The sequence below is a fragment of the Micromonospora sp. B9E7 genome, from assembly GCF_039871815.1.
Classification (GTDB): domain Bacteria; phylum Actinomycetota; class Actinomycetes; order Mycobacteriales; family Micromonosporaceae; genus Micromonospora.
In genome coordinates this window covers 69,340-88,565 of sequence record NZ_JBDPLX010000029.1, presented here as the reverse complement: position 1 = coordinate 88,565, position 19,226 = coordinate 69,340, and the positions used below count along the sequence as shown (strand labels likewise).

At 72.8% G+C, this 19,226-nt stretch carries 19 protein-coding genes and 1 pseudogene; 9 read left to right on the top strand and 11 right to left on the bottom strand.

The genetic code is table 11. The annotated features are described in order from the left end of the window. Positions 1–124: 124 nt before the first annotated feature. On the top strand, positions 125–481 hold the full coding sequence (locus ABGB10_RS30900; protein WP_347664509.1) for a phosphotransferase: 357 nt from the start codon (positions 125–127) through the stop codon (positions 479–481). 17 nt (positions 482–498) lie between these two features. Then, entirely contained in the window at positions 499–903 is a 405-nt protein-coding gene (locus ABGB10_RS30895) for an MmcQ/YjbR family DNA-binding protein (RefSeq protein WP_347664508.1), read from the top strand. On the opposite strand, the gene ABGB10_RS30890 is transcribed toward ABGB10_RS30895, so the two are convergent. Next, positions 904–1,476: a hypothetical protein gene (locus ABGB10_RS30890; protein WP_347664507.1), complete on the bottom strand. Its 573-nt coding sequence runs from the start codon at positions 1,474–1,476 to the stop codon at positions 904–906. It lies immediately after the preceding gene. Between the two features lie 263 nt (positions 1,477–1,739). Here ABGB10_RS30890 and ABGB10_RS30885 point away from each other — a divergent pair, with 263 nt between their 5' ends. From ABGB10_RS30885 to ABGB10_RS30875, 3 genes and pseudogenes are all read left to right on the top strand, one after another. Then, positions 1,740–2,678: a sialidase family protein gene (locus tag ABGB10_RS30885; protein ID WP_347664506.1), complete on the top strand. Its 939-nt coding sequence runs from the start codon at positions 1,740–1,742 to the stop codon at positions 2,676–2,678. A 195-nt stretch (positions 2,679–2,873) separates the two neighbouring features. Beyond that, positions 2,874–4,802 carry a trypsin-like serine protease gene (locus tag ABGB10_RS30880; RefSeq protein ID WP_347664505.1) on the top strand — a complete coding sequence of 643 codons (1,929 nt, stop codon included), beginning with the start codon at positions 2,874–2,876 and terminating at the stop codon, positions 4,800–4,802. A gap of 83 nt (positions 4,803–4,885) precedes the next feature. Then, positions 4,886–5,529, top strand: a pseudogene (locus ABGB10_RS30875) (SGNH/GDSL hydrolase family protein); the annotation flags it as partial. A 149-nt stretch (positions 5,530–5,678) separates the two neighbouring features. Here ABGB10_RS30875 and ABGB10_RS30870 read toward each other — a convergent pair. The 10 genes from ABGB10_RS30870 to ABGB10_RS30825 form a co-directional block, all read right to left on the bottom strand. Further along, on the bottom strand, positions 5,679–6,185 hold the full coding sequence (locus ABGB10_RS30870) for a hypothetical protein (protein WP_347664504.1): 507 nt from the start codon (positions 6,183–6,185) through the stop codon (positions 5,679–5,681). 288 nt (positions 6,186–6,473) lie between these two features. Then, a complete protein-coding gene (locus tag ABGB10_RS30865) occupies positions 6,474–6,791 on the bottom strand; it encodes an antibiotic biosynthesis monooxygenase family protein (RefSeq protein ID WP_347664503.1) in 318 nt (105 codons plus the stop codon). After that, the gene (locus tag ABGB10_RS30860) at positions 6,788–8,032 is read right to left on the bottom strand and encodes a beta-ketoacyl synthase N-terminal-like domain-containing protein (protein WP_347664512.1); all 1,245 of its coding nucleotides are present in this window, start codon (positions 8,030–8,032) and stop codon (positions 6,788–6,790) included. The genes ABGB10_RS30865 and ABGB10_RS30860 overlap by 4 nt, the downstream gene beginning before the upstream one ends. Positions 8,033–8,067: 35 nt before the next feature. Next, positions 8,068–9,342: a beta-ketoacyl-[acyl-carrier-protein] synthase family protein gene (locus ABGB10_RS30855; protein ID WP_347664502.1), complete on the bottom strand. Its 1,275-nt coding sequence runs from the start codon at positions 9,340–9,342 to the stop codon at positions 8,068–8,070. Positions 9,343–9,397: 55 nt separating this feature from the next. Continuing rightward, positions 9,398–9,802, bottom strand: coding sequence for a cupin domain-containing protein (locus ABGB10_RS30850; RefSeq protein WP_347664501.1), 405 nt, complete (start codon positions 9,800–9,802; stop codon positions 9,398–9,400). Further along, on the bottom strand, positions 9,795–10,550 hold the full coding sequence (locus ABGB10_RS30845) for an SRPBCC family protein (RefSeq protein ID WP_347664500.1): 756 nt from the start codon (positions 10,548–10,550) through the stop codon (positions 9,795–9,797). Before ABGB10_RS30845 ends, ABGB10_RS30850 begins: the two co-directional genes overlap by 8 nt. Continuing rightward, the gene (locus ABGB10_RS30840) at positions 10,547–11,989 is read right to left on the bottom strand and encodes an acetyl-CoA carboxylase biotin carboxylase subunit (RefSeq protein ID WP_347664499.1); all 1,443 of its coding nucleotides are present in this window, start codon (positions 11,987–11,989) and stop codon (positions 10,547–10,549) included. Before ABGB10_RS30840 ends, ABGB10_RS30845 begins: the two co-directional genes overlap by 4 nt. Before the next feature lie 19 nt (positions 11,990–12,008). Then, entirely contained in the window at positions 12,009–12,512 is a 504-nt protein-coding gene (accB, locus tag ABGB10_RS30835) for an acetyl-CoA carboxylase biotin carboxyl carrier protein (RefSeq protein ID WP_347664511.1), read from the bottom strand. Between the two features lie 17 nt (positions 12,513–12,529). Then, positions 12,530–14,290 carry an acetyl-CoA carboxylase carboxyltransferase subunit alpha gene (locus ABGB10_RS30830; RefSeq protein WP_347664498.1) on the bottom strand — a complete coding sequence of 587 codons (1,761 nt, stop codon included), beginning with the start codon at positions 14,288–14,290 and terminating at the stop codon, positions 12,530–12,532. Further along, positions 14,287–14,625 carry a TcmI family type II polyketide cyclase gene (locus ABGB10_RS30825; RefSeq protein ID WP_282259277.1) on the bottom strand — a complete coding sequence of 113 codons (339 nt, stop codon included), beginning with the start codon at positions 14,623–14,625 and terminating at the stop codon, positions 14,287–14,289. Before ABGB10_RS30825 ends, ABGB10_RS30830 begins: the two co-directional genes overlap by 4 nt. 444 nt (positions 14,626–15,069) lie before the next feature. Between ABGB10_RS30825 and ABGB10_RS30820 the strand changes: the two genes are divergently transcribed. The 4 genes from ABGB10_RS30820 (at position 15,070) to ABGB10_RS30805 (ending at position 19,055) form a co-directional block, all read left to right on the top strand. Further along, positions 15,070–15,867, top strand: a complete 798-nt coding sequence (locus tag ABGB10_RS30820; protein WP_347664497.1) for a BTAD domain-containing putative transcriptional regulator — start codon at positions 15,070–15,072, stop codon at positions 15,865–15,867. A 91-nt stretch (positions 15,868–15,958) separates the two neighbouring features. Then, entirely contained in the window at positions 15,959–16,366 is a 408-nt protein-coding gene (locus tag ABGB10_RS30815; RefSeq protein WP_347664496.1) for a TcmI family type II polyketide cyclase, read from the top strand. 1 nt (position 16,367) lies between these two features. Continuing rightward, on the top strand, positions 16,368–17,717 hold the full coding sequence (locus tag ABGB10_RS30810; RefSeq protein ID WP_347664495.1) for an NAD(P)/FAD-dependent oxidoreductase: 1,350 nt from the start codon (positions 16,368–16,370) through the stop codon (positions 17,715–17,717). A 252-nt stretch (positions 17,718–17,969) separates the two neighbouring features. After that, the gene (locus ABGB10_RS30805) at positions 17,970–19,055 is read left to right on the top strand and encodes a hypothetical protein (protein WP_347664494.1); all 1,086 of its coding nucleotides are present in this window, start codon (positions 17,970–17,972) and stop codon (positions 19,053–19,055) included. Positions 19,056–19,226 lie beyond the last annotated feature (171 nt).

Sequence of the window (19,226 nt, the reverse complement as noted above, 5' to 3'; positions counted from 1 at the left end):
CTCTTCAATCCAGCGCGGCCGACCCAACCCCCAAGGTCGACACTTCAGAACAGTCACTTCCCGGACCCGCCAAACCCCAGCCTAGAACACCACTCCTCGCCGTCTCTTGACACAGAGGGGTGCCATGTGGCAGGCCGCCCTCGATGCCACCTGGGCCGGGCCGCCGGTCTGGTTCCACGGCGACATCGCGTACGGCAACCTGCTGGTCCGCGACGGCCGGCTCGCCGCCGTCATCGACTTCGGCTGTTGCGGCGTCGGCGACCCCGCCTGCGACACGGTGATCGCCTGGACCCTGCTGGACGGAGCCAGCCGCGCCGCCTTCCGCGACGCGCTCGGCCTGGACGACGCCGCCTGGACCCGTGGGCGTGGGTGGGCGCTGTGGAAGGCGCTGATCACGCTGGACGAGCCGGATCCGGAGCGGGCCGCCGCGGCCCGGCACGTGCTCGGCGAACTGCTCACCGAGCACACCGTGTCCCACTGAGCCCGTACGGTATGGACATGCCCGGTTGGGAGGACGTACGCCGGATCGCGCTCGCGTTGCCGGAGACCACCGAACGGCCGTCCTACGACGGACTGCCCGCCTGGCGGGTGCGGGACAAACCGTTCGTCTGGGAGCGACCGCTGCGGCGGGCGGACCTCGACGCCCTCGGCGCCGCTGCGGCGGGCGGCCCGCTCCTCGGCGTCCGGGTGAACGACCTCGGCGTCAAGGAAGCCCTGCTCGCCGACGACCCGTCGATCTACTTCACCACTCCGCACCTCGACGGCTATCCGGCGGTGCTGGTCCGGCTCGACCGGATCAGCCTGGCCGAGTTGACCGAGGTGGTCACCGAGGCGTGGTGCGCCCGCGCCCCGAAGCGGCTCGCCGCCGCCCACCGCGCCGACCAGGGGCCCACCGACGCCTAGCTAGCCGGCCGGGGCCGGGGCGGCGTGTTCGGTGCGGCAGCGAGGGCAGCGCAGTCGCGCTCCGGCAGCCGTGCGGGGCACCCGCAACCGCTGACCGCACCCGCAGGTCACCACCGGCGCCGACGCCCGCAGGTATTCGTCGCGACCGCGCTGCGACCATCGGCCGTGACAGCGGGCGCACCACTTCGGCGGGTAGCTGTGGTAATGGGCCAGACCGAACGCGCCCACGATCATCAGGGTGACCGGGACCAGCAGACCGAGCACGGCGAGCAGAGCGGACAGCAGCCCGCCGACGCCGTTCGACACCAACACGGCCACCACCGTGAGGACGGCCACCGGCACCCCGAGCAGGGTGAACCCGAAGCCCCAGGCGAAGGCCAGCAGGGACGGCAGGAACAACCACATGCCGCCGGGCATCCACCGGCGGACGCCGTACCCACCACAGCGGGGGCAGTTCGGCGCCGCTCGGTGGGGCACGGACCGCAGCGCCTTCGGCGTCAACCACTCGACCGACCGCTTGAGGATCTCCTCGACCAGCTTGGCCGCGAGGGCCTGGAAGAACGATTCGAGCATGCGCCACCTCCCTCGCCACCGGGATCGGCCGAAAGAGATGTCCTCCGCAGCGTCAGCCACCGACCATCGTGGCCGGTCGGTGCCACCATCGCGGCTCAGCACGCCGACCACACCGCCCGGGAGACGCCAACCCGACAGCGCCGGCCGCACCCGGCGGATGTTCGTCAGGCGTTCGGCTGGTGGCCGCGCGGACGTCGGCCGGGGCCACTACCGTCGGCGCCCCGGCACGTCCCGCTCTCCCCGCACCCTGGAGGCCGCCGCGCATGACGTCGTCACCCACCCGCCGCACCGCCGCCGAGGTCACCGCCGTCCACCGAATCGGCGACACCGCGCCGCACAGCGCGTTCACCGACCTCGTCCGGTACGCCGGAAACTGGTTCTGCGCCTTCCGCGAGGCACGGACCCACCTCTCCCCCGACGGGGTGATCCGGATACTGACGTCGACCGACGGGCGGTCCTGGAGCACCGCGACAGTGCTGCGCCAGGACGGCGTCGACCTGCGTGACCCGCGATTCGTCGCCCGGCCCGGCGGGCGGTTGCACCTGCTGGCGGCAGCCGCCGTCGGGGACCCCAGCAAGACGTTCCAGACGGTGACCTGGCAGTCGGCCGACGGGTACGCCTGGGGCGACCCGGTCCCGGTCGGCGAACCGGGTGTCTGGGTGTGGCGGGCGGCCTGGCACGACGGCGCGATGTACGGCGTCGGCTACGCCACCCGGGAGCCGAGGTTCGCCCGGCTCTACCGCAGCACCGACGGCGTCGACCTCCAGCCGTGGGTGCCGGTGCTGTTCGAGGGTGGTTATCCCAACGAGTCGGGGCTCGTCTTCACCCCGGACGGCACCGCCTTCTGCCTACTGCGCCGCGACGGGGTGGGCGCCACCGCGCAACTCGGTCGGGCACTGCCGCCGTACCGGGACTGGAGCTGGACCGACCTGGGCGTCCAGGTGGGTGGGCCGACGCTGCTGCGGCTGCCCGACGGACGTCTGCTGGCCGGCGTACGGCTGCACGACGGCGAGGTCCGCACCGCGATCTGCGCCGTGGACCCGCAGCGGGGTGAGCTGACCGAACTGGTCGCGCTGCCCTCGGGCGGCGACACCAGCTATCCCGGCCTCGTCTGGCACGACGGCCTGCTGTGGGTCAGCTACTACTCCTCCCACGAGGAGCGGACCTGCGTGTACCTGGCGGAAGTCCGGTTGACGGATTGAGCAGTCGGTCCTCATTGGCCTGATTCACGGGACCGCACCGCACCGTACCGCCCGCTATCGTCCTGACAACGGTCGATTCCTCGGCCTCGCGGGGTCCTGGTGCCGCGCGGCCGCACCGGCCGACCAAGTGATCGAAGCTGCCCGGATCGCCCTTCCGGGTCACCAGCCAGCACCGAGCTGACAGGGAAGAGGAGCATGCGTCTCACGCGCAGTCGCCTGGCGAAGGGGGCGGTGCTACTCGCCACCGTCGTCGTCGCGGGCACGACCATCAGTTCCACCGCGCAGGCGGTGAGCGGTGTCAGCCCGGTGCCCTCGGGCACCTACCTGTTCACCGCCAAGATTCAGAACGACCTCGGGGCCTGTTCCGCCGCGCTGGTCGACCCCACCTGGGTGATCACCACCGCCGACTGCCTCACCAGCGGGGGCCAACCCGTGGTCGCCGGACCGCCGACGCGCCCGACGACCGTCACGGTCGGACGGACGGACCTGACCGCCACCGGGGGCCACGTCATGGCCGTCACCGCGCTGGTGCCGCATCCCTCCCGCAACGTGGTGCTCGCCCAGCTCGAACGGCCGGCGACAGGCGTCACGCCGATCTCCCTCGGCCCGGCGGCGACGGCGGGAGAGCAGCTCATGGCCGCCGGCTTCGGCCGTACCGCCCCCGAGTGGGTGCCCGACAAGCTGCACGCCGGCGCCTTCGCCGTCACCGGCATCGCCGGCACGACCGTCACCATCGACGGCAGTGACACCGCCACCAGCCTGTGCAAGGGCGATGCCGGCGGCCCACTGGTGCGGGTCGGCTCGGGCGCGCCCCAACTGGTCGCCCTGCACGACCGCTCCTGGCAGGGCGGCTGTCTCGCCGAGACAGAGACCCGTCGCACCGCCACCGAGGTCCGGGTCGACGACCTCGGGTCCTGGATCGCCCAGAACACCCGCAACAGCTACGTGGCGCTCTCGCCCGGCGGGGCCCTACTGGACACTCGCAGCGGCGTCGGCGCCAGCGCGGGCCCGCGTACCGGTGCGGTCACCACCGACTTCCAGGCGCTCGGTGTCGCGGGAGTCCCGGCCACCGGCGTCACCGCCGTCCTGGTGGACGTCACGGCGATCAAACCCACCACCGCCGCCTACCTGACGGTGTTCCCGCAGGGGTCGCCACGGCCGGCCACGTCCTCGCTCAACGCCTCCCCTGGTGAGACGATCTCCACCACGCAGGTGGTCAAGGTGGGGCCGGACGGCAGACTTTCCGTCTACCACCAGGGCGGCAGCACGCACGTCCTCGTCGACGTGCACGGCTACTTCACCAACAGCGGGGGCGGTGGCCTCGTCGCGGTGCCGCACACCCGCGTCGTGGACACGCGGAACGGCACGGGCACCACCACCGGAACGATTCCCACCAACGGCAGCCGCACGTTCACGCTGACCGGGGGCGTCGTTCCGGCCGGAGCGAGCAACGCGCTGCTCGACGTGGCCGTGGTCGACGCCGCGCACGGCGGCTACCTCAGCGCGTACGCGACGGGTGGCGCGGCCGATCCGACCAGCGTGATGGACTACGCCGGTGGGGTCACCTCGCAGGGGCTCTCGGTCAAGCTCTCCGCTGCTGGTCAGGTCACCTTCGTGAACCGGGGTCCGGCCGTGCACCTGGTGATCAGCCTGGAGGGCTACGTCGCGGCCTCCCCGACCGACGGTGCGGATCTGCGCCTCACCCAGGCCATCCAGGTGGCGGACACCCGGGCCAACGGCGGGGCACCGCTCAAGTCGAAGGGCGAGCTGTTCCTCAACCTCACCGGCGCCAACGGCATCCCCGTGAACGCAATGGACGGCGCGCTGGTCTCGGTGACGACGGTCAGCCCCACCACGAACGGGTATCTCACTGTCGAACCGGATGGGATCTTCGGGTACACCAACCCGGGCGGGCCGATCGTGCGAAACCCGTCGGTGTCGAACTTCGCCGCAGGCCACTATGCCCGCACCACGATGGTGGTCACCAAGGTCGGTCGGGACACCGGCCGAATCGGTGACGGACGGCCCGGCATGATCAGGATCCTGAACGTCAGCAGCGGCACCGTGCACGTGGTGGTGACCCTGCACGGCTGGTTCAACAAGCCGGCGGGCAGCGCCGACTGACCGACGCCGCGCGGCTCCTACCCTGGGTGGTAGGAGCCGCGCGGCGCTGTCCGGCACCGGAACACTCGATTAGCCTGCGGGGCATGGCATCGACGTTGACCGAAGCGACGGATCCGTACTGCCTGCGGGAGGGCGAGAGCGCCGCCCTCCTGCGTGGGCACGGGTGGCACCGGTTCGTCGTGCTCGGCGACAGCGTGGCCGAGGGCAGTTGCGAACCCACCCGGGCTACTCCGAGCAGCAGTGGGCCGACCGGATCGCCAGCGAGCTCGACGCCGCGCGCCCGGGTCTGGCGTACCTCAATCTCGGTCGCAGTGGGCTGCGCGCGCACGAGGTCCGCGCCACCCAGCTGGCCCCGGCTCTGGCGTTCGGTCCGGACCTGGCACTTGTGGTGTGCGGCGGCAACGACGCCTTCCGGTCCCGGTACGACGCGGACAGCGTCGACGCGGAGCTGACCGCGATGATCGACGCTCTCCAGCAGGCCGCCGCGGACGTGATCACGGTGGGCATGTTCGACGTGTCGTACAGCCCTGCGGTGCCGGAGGCGGTGCGCCCGGGTCTGCGGGAGCGGATGCGCCGCCTGTCCGCGCACGCCGCGCGCCTCGCCGAGCGTCTGGGCACCCTGCACGTGCATCTCACCGAGCACCCGCTGACGGCCGACCCGACCCTCTACAGCACGGACGGCCGTCACGGTAGCGCCCGCAGCGACGCCATCGCCACCGCCGAAACCTCCGTGCCCTCTGCACCCACCGCCCCTGACCCCACCCCACCCCCGCGGCCCTCGAGCCGGGAAGCCCACCCGCCGCCGGTGATCAAGAGATTTGCGTCATCGGACCTGGCGTGTCGTGACCGAAACCTCTTGATCATCAGAGGTGGGGGTCAGTCCTTCAGGAGGACTCCGGTGAGGAGGACGCCGTGGGCGAGGTTGAGGACGCCGTCGCAGCCGGGGTAGCCGACCCGGTCCAGGCCGCCGGAGGCGTGGCGGCCGAACAGGTACGGGGCCAGGGAGTACGGGACGTCGGCCGTCACCGTCTCACCCGTCTCGACCTGCACGAAGTCCATCGGCACCCGGTCGGTCGGCAGGTACTCCTGCAGGATCGCGCCGCCCTGCTCGACGGCGGCCCGGACGCCGTCGGCCCAGTCCGTCGAGCTCAGCTCCGGGCCGAGCAGCACGCCGTGTCCGGCCGAACCGTCGGCGGGTTTGGCCACCAGCTTCGCCTGCTCCGCGACTGCCCGGTCGAGCACCTCGGCCGTCAACGGCAGCGTGCACGACACGTGCCGCCGGATCAGCGTCTGGTCGTCGGCGGGTAGGCCGTCGACGACCTCCCACAACCAGGCGAAGATGATCTTGTTGCCGAGCAGCCGGGCCGCCGCCGACACGAACATCGGCAGTGTGCCCGCCGCGAGAGCACCGCCACCGCGTCGAGGTCGGCGGTCGGGGTGACCCGGTTGGGCACGAACAGCCGGAACAGCCGACGGCCGCGCGGTCGCTGTGGGCGATCTCGGCGATGAGGGTGCGGGCAGCGGGACAGTAAGCGCAAGATCGCGGAATGGGAGCCGCCCAGCCTCGTCCGATCATGGAGTTGTGGTGCCTGGCTTGGTGCCACTCGGGCACTTTGTCGCCCACCACAACTCCATGATCGACGGGGGCAGCGGGGGCGAGCCGGCGGGCTGTCAGGCGAGCGCCGGGGTCTGGGCGTGGATGTGGAAGCGCAGCGAACGGGCGTCGGTGAAGCACTCCCGCATCGGACGCACCAGGTCCCGGTGCTCCGGGCTGCGTTCCCAGGTCTCGAAGTCGGCCAGGCTCGCCCACTCACTGGTGATCAACCACTGCTCCGGGTCGGTCGACGAACGACAGACCTGGTCGACCAGGTGCCCCGGCACCCCGCCGGCCACCAGGTGCCGCACCTGTTCGTACGCGGCGAGGAACTGCTCGGTGCGCGGCACCGGCACCCGCACCAGGAAGACCACCCGGGCCCGATTGTCGCTCATGACGGCTCTCCCATCGTCGGCGCGGCCCCACGCAGGACCAGCGCGCTGTTGAACCCGTCGAAACCCCGCGCGCAGACCAGCGCGAGGCGGTTGCGCGGCCGACGGTGCTCCCGCAGGAAGTCCAGCTCGCACCCGTCGGCCACCTCGTCCGGGCCGGCCGAGGCCGGCAACGTGTCGTGCGCGAAGGCGAGCAGCGCGGTCGCCACGTCCAACGCCGACCCACCCTGGTACGCCCGCCCGGTCAGCGGCTTCTGCGTCGTCACCGGAGGCGGTCGGTCGCCGAACACCGCACGCAACGCCTCGGCCTCGCTGCGGTCGTAGCGGGGCACCCCGAGCGCGTCGGGCAGCACCACGTCGATCCCGACCGCCGCGACGCCGGCCCGGTCCAGGGCCTGCCGCATCGCCCGCGCGTACTGCCCCGCGTCGCCGGCGCTCTCTGCCGTGGTGTGCGCGGCGTCGTGGGTGGAACCCCAACCACTCACCTCGCCGTAGACCCGGGCGCCCCGAGCCAGGGCGTGCCCCAACTCCTCCACCACGAACACCGCTCCTCCCTCGGCCGGGAGGTAGCCGCTGGCCGCCGCGTCGAACGGTCGGTACGCCCGCTCTGGGTCGGCCACGTCACTGAGCAGACCGGAGCGCAACTGGCACGCCAACGCGTACGGGCTCAGCGGGCACTCGGTCGCCCCGGCGATCACCACCGGTGTGCCCCGGCGCACCGCCCGGGCCGCGTGCGCGAGACTGTCCAGCCCGCCGGCCGCCTCCGCGACCAACACCCCGCTCGGGCCCTTGAACTGGTGGTGGATGGAGAGCTGCCCGACACTGGCCGCGTAGAACCAGGCGATCGACTGGTACGCCCCGACCGTCCGCGACGTCCCACCCCAGAGCCGTTGCAGCTCCCGCTGGCCGAACAGGTTGCCCCCGGACGAGCTGGCCAGGGTCACCGCGTAGCCGTACGGGTCGGGCGCCCGCTCGGGCAGGCCGGCATCGGCCAGCGCCAGCCGGGTGGCGGCGAAACCGAGGTGCGTCCACCTGTCGGTCTGCACCAACTGTCGACTGCCCGCGTAGGAGTCGGGGGTGAAGCCGGGCACCTCCCCGCCGTTGCGGGTCGGGTAACCGGACGGGTCGAACAACGTGATCGGCCCGGTCCGCCGGGTGCCGGCCAGCACCGTACGCCAGTGCGCGTCCGCGCCGATGCCACTGGGCGCCACCACACCGATGCCGGTCACCACCGCCCGGGCCACCGGGGCGCCCACCCCGTCCCGCTGCTGGGGGGCGCTCACGCCGGCACGCTCCCGGGAAGTCGGCGGAACACCATCGCCGACTGGAAACCGCCGAACCCGCTGCCCACCGAGAGGGCCACGTCCACCGGGACCTCCCGCGCCTCGTTCGGCACGTAGTCCAGGTCGCACTCCGGGTCCCGGGTGCTCCAGTTCGCCGTCGGCGGCACCACGCCGAACTCGATCGCGAGGGCACACGCGGCCATCTCGATCGACCCGATCGCACCCAGCGAGTGCCCGACCATCGACTTGATCGAGCTGATCGGCACCTGGTACGCGCGCTGACCCAGCGCCCGCTTGAACGCGGCCGTCTCGTGCCGGTCGTTCTGCCGGGTACCCGAACCGTGCGCGCTGATGTAGGACACCTGCTCCGGGATGATCCGACCCTGTTTGAGCGCGTCGGTCACGGCGAGGCTCATCTCCAACCCGTCCGGCCGCAACCCGGTCATGTGGTAGCCGTTGCTGCGGCTGGCGTACCCGGCCACCTCGCAGTAGATGTGCGCCCCCCGCCGCAGGGCGTGCCCGGCCTCCTCCAGCACCAGCACCGCCCCACCCTCGGCCAGCACGAACCCGTGCCGGTCCGCGTCGAAGGGACGCGAGGCGTGCGCCGGGTCGTCGTTGTCCGGGCTGGTCGCCTTGATCGCGTCGAACGAGGCCACCGTGACCGGCGAGATCGGCGAGTCCGCCGCGCCGGCCAGCATCACGTCCGCCTCACCGTCCACGATCATCTGGTGGGCGTACCCGATGGCGTCGATGCCGGAGGTGCAACCGGTCGACACCACCTGCGCCGGGCCGTGCAACCCGTGCCGGCAGGCCACGTCGGCGGCGAGGCTGCTGGGCACCAACGCCTGATAGAGGTACGGGCCACCGCGTGCCGCGTCGACCAGCCACCGCCGGCCGTGCTCGCTGACCGTCACGTAGTCCTGCTCCAACGCCATCGTGCCGCCCACGGCCGTGCCCAGCACCACCCCGGCCCGGTCCCGCTCCGCGTCGGTGAGCACCAACTGGGCGTCGGCGACCGCCTCGGCGGAGCAGGCCAGCGCGAACTGCACGTACCGGTCTGCCCGGCGACGCTCGGCCTCGCTGAGCCCCGCCGCGACCGGGTCGAAGTCGCACTCCGCGGCGATCTGCGACCGGAACGGCGACGGGTCGAAGAAGCTGATCCGCCGGGTGGCGGTCCGCCCCTCGGTGATGGTCTTCCAGAACCGGTCCCGGCTCGCGCCGCCCGGGGCGACCACCCCGATTCCGGTCACCACCGTGCGGCGTCCGGTCATCGCGTCACCTCTGTTCGCGACTGCGGGGCTCGCAAACCCGGCTCACTCCTCGCGCTCACGACGTGCCCCGCTGCTCGACCAGTTCGGTGTCGACGTGCCCCAACTCGGGGCGTGGGGCGAGCGGACCCAGGTGGAAGACCACCTCGGCCGGCTCGACGCCGGTGTTGCGCAGTCGGTGCCGCACGTTCACCGGCACGAACAGACCCTCGCCGGTGGCCAGCAGCGTCGGCTGGTCGTCCAGGTCGACGGTGATCGCGCCGCGCACCAGGTACAGGAACTCCTCGCTGTACGGGTGGTAGTGCTCGGCGATCCGCTCCCCCGGCGCGAGGGTGGCCACCCCGAGGAACCCCGAGGTGCTGCCGACGGTGCGGGGGCCCAGCAGCACCCGCAGCTCACCGCCGCGCCGCCGGTCGGCGGGTACGTCCCGGGCGGCGATCGGCCGGGTGCTCAGGTCACTCATCGTCGGCCTCCGTCGACTCGTCGCCGGCCGCCGGGTGGCCCTGGTCGGCGCGCTGCCGGGCGATCCGCTCCACCCGGTCCTTGATCACTGCGAGTTGGATGACACTGTTGGTGTTGATCCGCTCGGTCATCGCGGCGTTGTCGACAGGCGCCGTCGGCTTCATCGCGAAGTCCTGCGTCCAGGTCATCCGGGTGCCGCCGGCCTCCTCGGTGTAACGCCAGTGGATCCGCATGTACTCGAACGGCCCGGTCTCCACCCGGTGCGCCCGCACCTGGCGGCTCACCGGGTCGGCGGTGCGTTCACTGACCCAGCTCCAGGACACCCCGTTCTCGTCCGGGTACATGGTGAGCCGGAACCGCACCGTGTGCCCGTCGCGGTGCAGGATCTCCACCACGGCGTACTCGGTGAACAGCTCGGTCCAGTTCGCCACGTCGTTGGTGACCTCCCAGACCACCGCGAGCGGCGCGTCGACGACCACGCTGTTCTCGGTGTGCCCGGGCGGGTCGGCGCGGTCGGCGACCAGGTCGGCCACCGCCGAGATGCTCAGCTCTCCGGCCTGCTCGGGGATGCTCACCTGCCACCGGTCGGCGACGACGGCGGAGAGCTCCAGCAGGGCGAGTGAGTCCATGCCCAGCTCCTCCAGCGAGGCGGCGGGCGCCCGGGCCGCGGCATCGGCGTCGAGCCCGCAGTGCGCCACCAGGATGTCGGTGATCTCGGCGGTCATCGGGCGACCATGGGTGACGGTCATCGGGTCCTCCTGTTGGTTACGTCGGGCGTCGCGGCGGACGCGGTGCGCGGTGCGGGGGTGGCCGTCGGCCGCTGCGCGGGCGCCGCACCGGGCACACCGAGCAGACGGTCGACCAGGCCCGTGGTGTAACGGCCCTTGCGGAATGCGGCGTCGTCGAGCACCCGCCGGACGAACGGAATGGTGGTGTGCACGCCCGGCCCGGCGATGTCGAACTCGTCGAGGGCACGTTCCAGCCGGTTGAGGGCCAGCTCCCGGTCGGGAGCCCAGACGACCACCTTCGCCAGCAACGAGTCGTACCAGGGGCCGATCACGTAGCCGGCGCTGGCGTGGGTGTCCACCCGGGTGAACGGGCCGCCGGGTGGGGTGAAACGCTCCAACCGGCCAGGAGTGGGCGCGAAGCCACGCCCCGGGTCCTCCGTGTTCACCCGGCACTCCACCGCGACACCGCGCAGGCGGATCTCCTCCTGCCGCCAGCGCAGCGGCACCCCGGCGGCGATGTGCAGTTGCTCGTGCACCAGGTCGATCCCGGTGACCATCTCGGTCACCGGATGCTCCACCTGGATCCGGCAGTTGATCTCCAGGAAGTGGAACTGTTCCTCGGCGTCGACGAGGAACTCCAGCGTGCCGGCACCGACGAAGCCGACCTCGAGCGCACCCCGCAGTGCCGTTTCGGCGATGGTGTCGAGGACGGCGGCGGGCAACGCCGGGGCGGGGGCCTCCTCCACCAGCTTCTGGTGCCGGCGTTGCACCGAGCAGTCCCGGGTGCCCAGGTGCACCCCGTTCCCGTGCGAGTCGCAGAGCACCTGCACCTCGACGTGCCGAGCCTCGGTGAGGTAACGCTCGACGTACACCCGGTCGTCGCCGAAGGCGGCCTGGGCGGCGGCCCGGGTCCGGGTGTACGCCCGACGCAGCTCGCCCGGGGTGCGTACCACTGTCATGCCCCGGCCACCGCCCCCGGCGGCGGCCTTCACGATCACCGGATAGCCGACGGTCTCGGCCACCTCGGCGGCTGCGGCGGCGGTCGGCACCGGTGCGACGCTGCCCGGTGACAGCGGCAGGCCGGCGCGGCTCATCAGGGCCCGCGCCGAGGACTTGTCGGCCAGCGCGGCCATCACCGCCGGTGGTGGGCCGATGAAGGTCAGTCCGTTGTCCGCGCAGATCTCGGCGAAGTCGGCGTCCTCGGAGAGGAAGCCGTAGCCGGGGTGCACGGCCTGCGCCCCCACCTGTCGGGCTGCCTCCACGATCGCCGCCGCGTTGAGGTAGCTGCGCCGACTCGACGCCGGCCCGATCCGGACGGCCTGGTCGGCGAGCCGGACGGCGGCCGAGTCGGCGTCCGCCGCGGAGTAGACCACCGCCGTCCGCACGCCCAGCTCCCGGCAGGCACGCAGTACCCGCAGCGCGATCTCGCCCCGGTTGGCGATCAACACGGTCTCGAACATCGTCAACCACTCCGCGCCGTCACGCCGGGTCCAGTTCGACCAGCGGCTGGTCGTACTCCACCGGCTGGCCGTCCTCGACGAGGATCGCGACCACCCGACCGCCGCGGTCGGCGGTCACCTCGTTCATCAGCTTCATCGCCTCGACGATGGCGACCGGCTGGCCCGGGCGGACCAGGTCCCCCACCGTGACGAACGGTCTCGCGCCGGGCTCCGGCGACCGGTAGAAGGTGCCGACGATCGGCGCCCGCACCGCGGCGCGACCGGGCACCGACGGAGAGGGCGACGCCGCCGGTGGGCGGGGTGCCGGCGGCGCGTCCACCATGGCCGGCGGAGGGGGCACGTCGGGTCGGGTCGCGTTCTCTGGGTGCCACTCGATTTCGAGGACCGCCGGCCCGCTGCGCAGCCGGATCCGGCGCACCGGTCCGGCCAGCTCGGCGATCAGGTGCTGCGCCTGCCGGCGCAGTCCGGCCAGTGCCTCCTCCTCGCCCGCGCCGGTGTCGTCGGGCGCCTCGACGGTCGACACCGCCCCGTTCTCGGCGCTCACCGGGCACCCGCCCGCTGACCGGCCCGGGCCGCGCCGAACCGCCGGAAACGCTGCCGGCGGAGCCGGACCAGCATGGCCGGGGGCACGTCCAGCAGCGGCAGCAGATTCGCCAGCAGGGCGGCCCGCAACCGGAGCGCGGTCTCCGCCGGGTCGTCGTGCGCGGCGGCGGACGGCTCCGGCACGACCTCGTCGACCACACCGAGCCGGCACAGGTCGGGCGCGGTCAGTCGCAGCGCCCGGGCGGCCTGCGGCGCCGCGGACCGGTCCGGCCAGAGGATTGCCGCACAGCCCTCGGGGCTGATCACCGAGTAGACCGCGTTCTCCAGCATCAGCACCCGGTCGGCGACGGCGAGGGCCAGTGCGCCGCCGCTGCCGCCCTCCCCGGTGATGACCGCCAGCACGGGGGTGGGCAGCACGGTGAGGGTGAGGATGTTCTCCGCGATGGCCGCCGCCTGGCCCTGCTCCTCGGCGCTCACCCCGGGATCGGCGCCGGGGGTGTCCACCAGGGTCACCACCGGCAGGCCGAGCCGGGCGGCCAGGCGCATCAGCCGCAGCGCCTTGCGGTGCCCGGCCGGGCTGGCCATGCCGAAGTTGCGGCCCACCAGTTCGGCGGTGGTGTGCCCCTTCTGGTGGCCGATGACCATCACGTGCCGGCCGGCCAGCCGGGCCACGCCGCCCACGATGGCCGGGCAGTCCCCGCCGAGCCGGTCGCCGTGCAGTTCCACGAACCCGTCGAAGACCGAGTCGAGGTAGTCCAGTGTGGTCGGCCGGCCGGGGTGCCGCGCCATCCGGACGGTGTCCCACCCGTCGCGTACCGCCGGGGTTCCGCCCGCTTCCGAGCTGGCCGGCGCGGCCGGCGGGTCCGTCGGCAGCGCGGCCGCCGCGCCGTCGTCGGCGAGGCGCTCGCGGCGCGGCGCCGGCTCCTGCCGGGGTACGGGTGAACAGGTCGGACGGCCGGCGCGGGTCGCGGCGAGCAGCGCCACCAGCCGTCCGCGCAGTGACCGGCGCTGCACCACCATGTCGACCTGCCCGTGCCGAAGCAGGAAGTCGGCGGTCTGGAAGCCCTCCGGCAGCGCCCGGCCGGTCACCTGACGGATCACCCGGGGGCCGGCGAAGCCCATCCGCGCGCCGCTCTCGGCGAGCACCAGGTCGGTGTTGGTGGCGAACGACGCGGCCACCCCACCGTAGGTCGGGTCGGTGAGGACGCTCACGGTGAGCAGACCCGCCTCGCGCAGCGCGGCGATGGCCTGGCTCACGGTGGCCATCTGCATCAACGACAGCGCGCCCTCCTGCATCCGCGCCCCACCGGAGGCGGTCACCAGGACCAGCGGGATGCGGTCGTCCAGCGCCCGTTCGGCGGTCCGGGTGATCAGCTCGCCGACGGCACAGCCCAGGCTGCCGCCGAGGAAGCGGAAGTCCATCACCGCCACCGCGACCGGGTGTCCACCGATGGTGGCCGTGGCACAGACGACGGCTTCGACCAGGCCGGTGCTGGCCCGCGCGGCGGTGAGCCGGTGCGGGTACGGCAGCACGTCGACGAAGTCGATCGGGTCCATCTCCGGCAGCCGGTCGGACAGTGGGCGCAGCGATCCGGGGTCGACGAGTTGGCGTAGGCGTTCCGGTGCGCCGAGTCGGGCGTGCTCCCCGCACTCCGGGCAGACGTCCAGGTTGCGGCGCAACCGTTTGCGGTAGAGCAGACTGGCGCAGCCGGCGCAGCGGGACCAGAGTTGTTCCTCGCGCGGTGCGGTGGCCGTCACGACCGTCCTCCGGTGTCCGGGGCGTCGAACCGGTAGAAGCACTGCGCCATGGCGTCGCGCGGTGAGCGCCAGGTCGACAGGTACGGCGAGACGTACGGGCGCAGGCGGTCGCTGACCCGGATGAACTCGGGGTGCCCCCGGGCGGCCTCGACCGCACCCTCCGCCGGCTGCTCGGTCTCCAGCAGGTGCACATAGAGATCGTGCAGGCGGTACAGCGAGCGGTGCCGGACGCCGACCAGACGCGGCAGCTCCGTCGCGTCCGACTCGGCGAAGATCTCGGCGACCCGCTCCGCAGCGGCCGGATCCACCTTCGCGACGATCAGCGATCGGTCCATACTGGGCCTCCCCCCACGGCGTCCGGCCGGCGACGGGTGACCCCCGGACGCGCTGGACGACTGCCCACACGATGCGGCAGTCCTCGTCACGGCGGCGTCACGACGCAGGGCCGGCCGGGGACGCACCTTCGTGACGCTGCGTTGACGCAACCTGTGTATCAGCTATGCATCGACCCGGCGTCAAGCCCTCGATCGATCGGATGTTTGCGCAGTTCAGAACCGATCTCAGGTTGACTGTCGCCAATAGGAAGGCCACGCCGCCGTTGACGCAATGTGACCGTTATTGATAATCTTCACGGTGGTCAGCCCGGCGGCCTCGGCGGGTGGGGCCGCGCCCGGCAGCCGGGGTCGCGCCTCCATCGGTGGGGTCGACAGAGGCGTCACGGGCAGCCGATCCAGGACGCAGCAGACAGGCGGGACGAGCGTTCCGCAGGGGGTGCCGCCGTGGCCGCTGATCCGACCGTGCCAACCGCCGGGAGCCCGCCCGAGGAGGGCGTCTCACTGCACCTGCTCGGCGGCTTCCGACTGCTGCGCGACGCGGCGCCGATCGTGGTGCCGCGCGGTCTGCAACGGGTGATCGCACTGATCGGGCTACGCCCCGGCGCCACCCGCAGCCAGCTCGCCGGGCTGCTCTGGCCCGACGCGTCGGAGGAACGGGCGCTGTCCTCCCTGCGCACCGCGCTGTGGCGGCTCCGTCAGGACCCGTGCTGCCCGATGACCGTCGCCAGCGACACCGTACGGCTCGACCCGACGGTCCGGCTCGACGTGGACGACCTGGTCGGCACCGCGGCCCGGGTCCGCGACGGCGACGACCCGAGCACCGCCGCCGGGGCGCTCGCCGCCGGACGGCACGATCTCCTCCCCGGGTGGTACGACGACTGGGTGCTGCTGGACCGGGAGCGGCTGCGCCAACTCCGCCTGCACATGCTGGAACAGGTGGCCGGGCAACACCTCACCGCCGGGCGGCACGGCGAGGCCCTCGAAGCCGCGCTGGAGGCGATGGCCGCCGAGCCGTTACGAGAAACGCCCCACCGGCTGGTCGTCCGCATCCACCTGGCCGAGGGCAACGCCTTCGAGGCCGTGCACGCCTTCTACGTCTACCGGGACCTGTTGCGCAGGGAGCTGCGCCTGGAGCCGAGCCCGGCGATGAGCGCCCTGCTCGACGACACGCTCGCCCCGATCCGCCAGGCCAGCCGGGACGCCGTGGCCGATCGCCCGTCACCGGCCGGGCGGCGTACGTGACGGTGACGTGACAGTCGCTGCGGCACGGTGGGCGCACAGAGCACGTGGCGCCGATCCAAGGGTCGGAAAGGCCACCGGCGGAAGGGGTCCCATGAGTCGTCTACTGATCGTCAGCCGGATCATCCCGGGCTCGGAGGGGCGGGTCGCGCAGATCTTCGCCGAATCCGACGCCACCGAACTGCCCGGCCTGACCGGTGTCACGCACCGGTCCCTGTACTGCCTGCACGACCTGTGCGTACACGTGATGGAAACCTCGGACGTCGACCCGGACGCCCTCGCGGCCGCCCGCAACCACCCGCTCTTCCAGCAGGTCAACGAGCGGCTCTCCGCACACACGTCGCCGTACCTGCCGACCTGGCGCTCCCCCCGGGACGCGATCGCCGGTTGCTTCTACCGGTGGGACGCCCCCAACGTGCCAACGGCCCGTCCAGCCAGCACCGACGCGCCAGCGGCGCGTCCAGCCACCACCGACGCGCCTGCGGCGCACCCGGCTGGTTGACATGTCCGGTGCGCCACCGCACGTCGTGATCATCGGCGCCGGCACCGGCGGGTTGTGCCTGGCGCACGGCCTGCGCCGGGCCGGGATCACCGTCGCCGTCTACGAACGGCACCGCGACCGCGCCGACGGGCTGCTCGGCTACCGGGTCGGCATCGGCCCGACCGGTAGCCGGGCGCTGCGCGAGTGCCTGCCCCCGGACCTGTTCGCCACCTTCCTCGCCACCTGCGCCCGGCCGCCGCACTACTTCAACGTGGTCACCCAGGGGCTACGCCAGACCGCGTCGTTCCCCCTGCGGCCGAACGCAGACCCGGTGCACACCGAACACTCGGTGGCCCGGATGGTGCTGCGCCACGTGCTGCTGACCGGCCTCGACGACGTGGTGCACTTCGACAAGACCTTCACCCACTACGAGCAGCGCGACGACGGCACGGTCACCGCGCACTTCTCCGACGGCACGACCGCCACCGGGGACCTGCTGGTCGGGGCGGACGGCACCCACTCGGCGGTACGCCGGCAGTACCTGCCGCACGCGGTCACCCGCGACGCCGGCACCATCAACATCGCCACCCGCATTCCGCTGACCGCGCGCACCCGCGGACTCGTCCCCGAGCGCGTCGGTCAGGGCATCTCACTGATCTTCGGCGTCGGCGGCATCATGGGCGTGCTGCACGTCATGGAGTTCAAGTGGGATGCCGCGCGGGTCATCAAACCCGGCGTCAGCGACGCGGACGCCACCGTGCTGAAGAAGTGGCCCGGCCTGTCCCAGGACACCACCACCGACAACATCAACCTGATCATCTGGAGTACGGCCCGCCGGTTCCCGACCGACGTGATGGAGCGTCGCGGCGAGGACCTCGTACGGGTTGCCCTGGGCCTCACCACCAACTGGCACCCCAACCTGCGGGAGTTGCTGACCCGGGCGGAGCCGGCCAGCGCCCTACCGATCAAGGTGTCGACCTCCGAGCCGGTGCCTCCCTGGAAGAGCAGCACCGTCACCATGCTCGGCGACGCCATCCACACCATGACCCCCGGTCGCGGTGTCGGCGCGAACACCGCACTTCGCGACGCCCGGCTGCTCTGCGAGCAGCTCACCCGCGCCACCGCCGGTGACAAGACCCTGCTCCAGGCCGTGGCCGACTACGAGGCGGCGATGGCGCCGTACGGCTTCGCGCGGGTCGCCGAGTCGTTGAACCGCAGCGGCACCAGCGGCGACGACCGGATGTACCGACCGGTGGTGGGCCGGCTCGCGCTGCTCGGCGCGCGCGGCTACTTCGGAGTGACCAGCCGGGTGCCGCGGCTGCGCCGACGGTTCGTCGACGACTTCCACACCTACGAGGGCGATCGGGACTGAGTCGGGCAACGGCCCGTCGACCCGGGCTCGGCGTACCCCGCCGGGCCCGGGTCTCGTCGTGCCGTGCTGCGGTCGTGCCGGGTTCTCGCGCTGGTCGGGGCGACGCTCTGTCACCCGGCGGGTACCGGCTGAGGTGGTTACCCCGTCCACAACGCCCCTGGCCGAGCCTCTCTGTCGTCGGTAATGGGCGTGTGCGAAGCTGCGGCGAGTTTTTCTCGTGACTTTTCCAACGAGGTGAGAGGGAGGTTCGCCGTGGCGTGGTCTATCGGACACTCGCTGATAGTGGTACTGGCACTGTTGCTGGGACTGGCCGCCGGGTGGCTGCTGCGCGGCCGGCGGGGCGTGCAGGGCAGCTCGATAGTGGATGGTGATCCCGTCGCCGGACTGGCCGTGATCTCCACTCCGACGCCGGCCGCCACCACCGACGAGCCCCGGCCCGCGGCCGCCGTCGACCCGGCCCCGGCCGCGGTGGCGGACGAGCCGGTGCCGGTGGACACGGTCAGCGCGCCGGCTGCGGTGACCGGACCGGACGACCCCACCCCGGCGTCCGCCCCGACGCCCGTCGCGACGGACACCCCGAGCACCGTCGACCCGGCCGAGATGGCGCTGACCGAGCCCCCGCCGCCGGTACCCTCGGCCGAGTCCGATGCGGATGAGGTGCGGCCGGAGCCCGCTGCGGAGTCCACTCCCGAGCCGTTCGGCGTCGACGAGCAGCGCGCCCCGGCGGCCGTTGTCGCCCCCCGCCAGCCCGCGGACGACCTTCCGCACGTCGACACCACCCCGATCGACACCACCCCGGCTGACGAGCCGGTCGCGGCCAGCCCGGCCGGCGATGCGGAGACCCGGGCCCCGCTGACCGACCCGGAGCCGGTGACCACCGACGCGGCACACGCGGACCCGGTGGACACCCGCCCCGCGGACACCGAGCCGGTGACCACCGACGCGGCGCTCACCAGCGACGTGGACGCCGAGCCGGTGGACGCCGATCGACCGGCTGTGGCGACGCCGCCAGTCCGGCCGACCGACGCCGCGACCCCTCCGGTCCGTTCGGCCGCCGACACGTCGATCAGCAGCGCCGAGGGCGACCCGACGGGTCCGGCCGACGACTTCCGCCGCATCCAGGGAGTCGGGCCGAAGATGGCGGCGGCGTTGCAGGACGCTGGCGTGCGCACGTACGGCCACCTCGGCGAGCTGGACGAGCCGGCGCTGCGCGACCTGATCCGGGCCGCCGGTCTGCGCGCCGCACCCGGGCTGGCCAGCTGGCCGCAGCAGGCCCGCGTGCTCGCCGGTGCCGGCGACGAGATGGCCGCGGTGCTGCCGAACGGCAACCAGGCCTGACGCCTGACCTCGAGCCCCCGGCCGGCCGTCCACCGCGACGGCCAGCCGGGGGCTCCCCCGTCGGTGGCGAGACGTCGTCCGGTGCCGGCCGCCGTAGCACGACGATCCACTCGACATCCCGGTAGCCGCGGTAACCACCCGAGCCGGACGCCCGACTTACCGGAACCCGAG

What these genes read in the sequence shown, in the direction of transcription:
- ABGB10_RS30900 (WP_347664509.1), top strand. Translation starts at nt 125, where the DNA reads ATGTGGCAGGCCGCCCTCGATGCCACCTGGGCCGGGCCGCCGGTCTGG.
- ABGB10_RS30895 (WP_347664508.1), top strand. Translation starts at nt 499, where the DNA reads ATGCCCGGTTGGGAGGACGTACGCCGGATCGCGCTCGCGTTGCCGGAG.
- ABGB10_RS30890 (WP_347664507.1), bottom strand. Translation starts at nt 1,476, where the DNA reads ATGCTCGAATCGTTCTTCCAGGCCCTCGCGGCCAAGCTGGTCGAGGAG.
- ABGB10_RS30885 (WP_347664506.1), top strand. Translation starts at nt 1,740, where the DNA reads ATGACGTCGTCACCCACCCGCCGCACCGCCGCCGAGGTCACCGCCGTC.
- ABGB10_RS30880 (WP_347664505.1), top strand. Translation starts at nt 2,874, where the DNA reads ATGCGTCTCACGCGCAGTCGCCTGGCGAAGGGGGCGGTGCTACTCGCC.
- ABGB10_RS30870 (WP_347664504.1), bottom strand. Translation starts at nt 6,185, where the DNA reads ATGTTCGTGTCGGCGGCGGCCCGGCTGCTCGGCAACAAGATCATCTTC.
- ABGB10_RS30865 (WP_347664503.1), bottom strand. Translation starts at nt 6,791, where the DNA reads ATGAGCGACAATCGGGCCCGGGTGGTCTTCCTGGTGCGGGTGCCGGTG.
- ABGB10_RS30855 (WP_347664502.1), bottom strand. Translation starts at nt 9,342, where the DNA reads ATGACCGGACGCCGCACGGTGGTGACCGGAATCGGGGTGGTCGCCCCG.
- ABGB10_RS30850 (WP_347664501.1), bottom strand. Translation starts at nt 9,802, where the DNA reads ATGAGTGACCTGAGCACCCGGCCGATCGCCGCCCGGGACGTACCCGCC.
- ABGB10_RS30845 (WP_347664500.1), bottom strand. Translation starts at nt 10,550, where the DNA reads ATGACCGTCACCCATGGTCGCCCGATGACCGCCGAGATCACCGACATC.
- ABGB10_RS30840 (WP_347664499.1), bottom strand. Translation starts at nt 11,989, where the DNA reads ATGTTCGAGACCGTGTTGATCGCCAACCGGGGCGAGATCGCGCTGCGG.
- ABGB10_RS30825 (WP_282259277.1), bottom strand. Translation starts at nt 14,625, where the DNA reads ATGGACCGATCGCTGATCGTCGCGAAGGTGGATCCGGCCGCTGCGGAG.
- ABGB10_RS30815 (WP_347664496.1), top strand. Translation starts at nt 15,959, where the DNA reads ATGAGTCGTCTACTGATCGTCAGCCGGATCATCCCGGGCTCGGAGGGG.
- ABGB10_RS30810 (WP_347664495.1), top strand. Translation starts at nt 16,368, where the DNA reads ATGTCCGGTGCGCCACCGCACGTCGTGATCATCGGCGCCGGCACCGGC.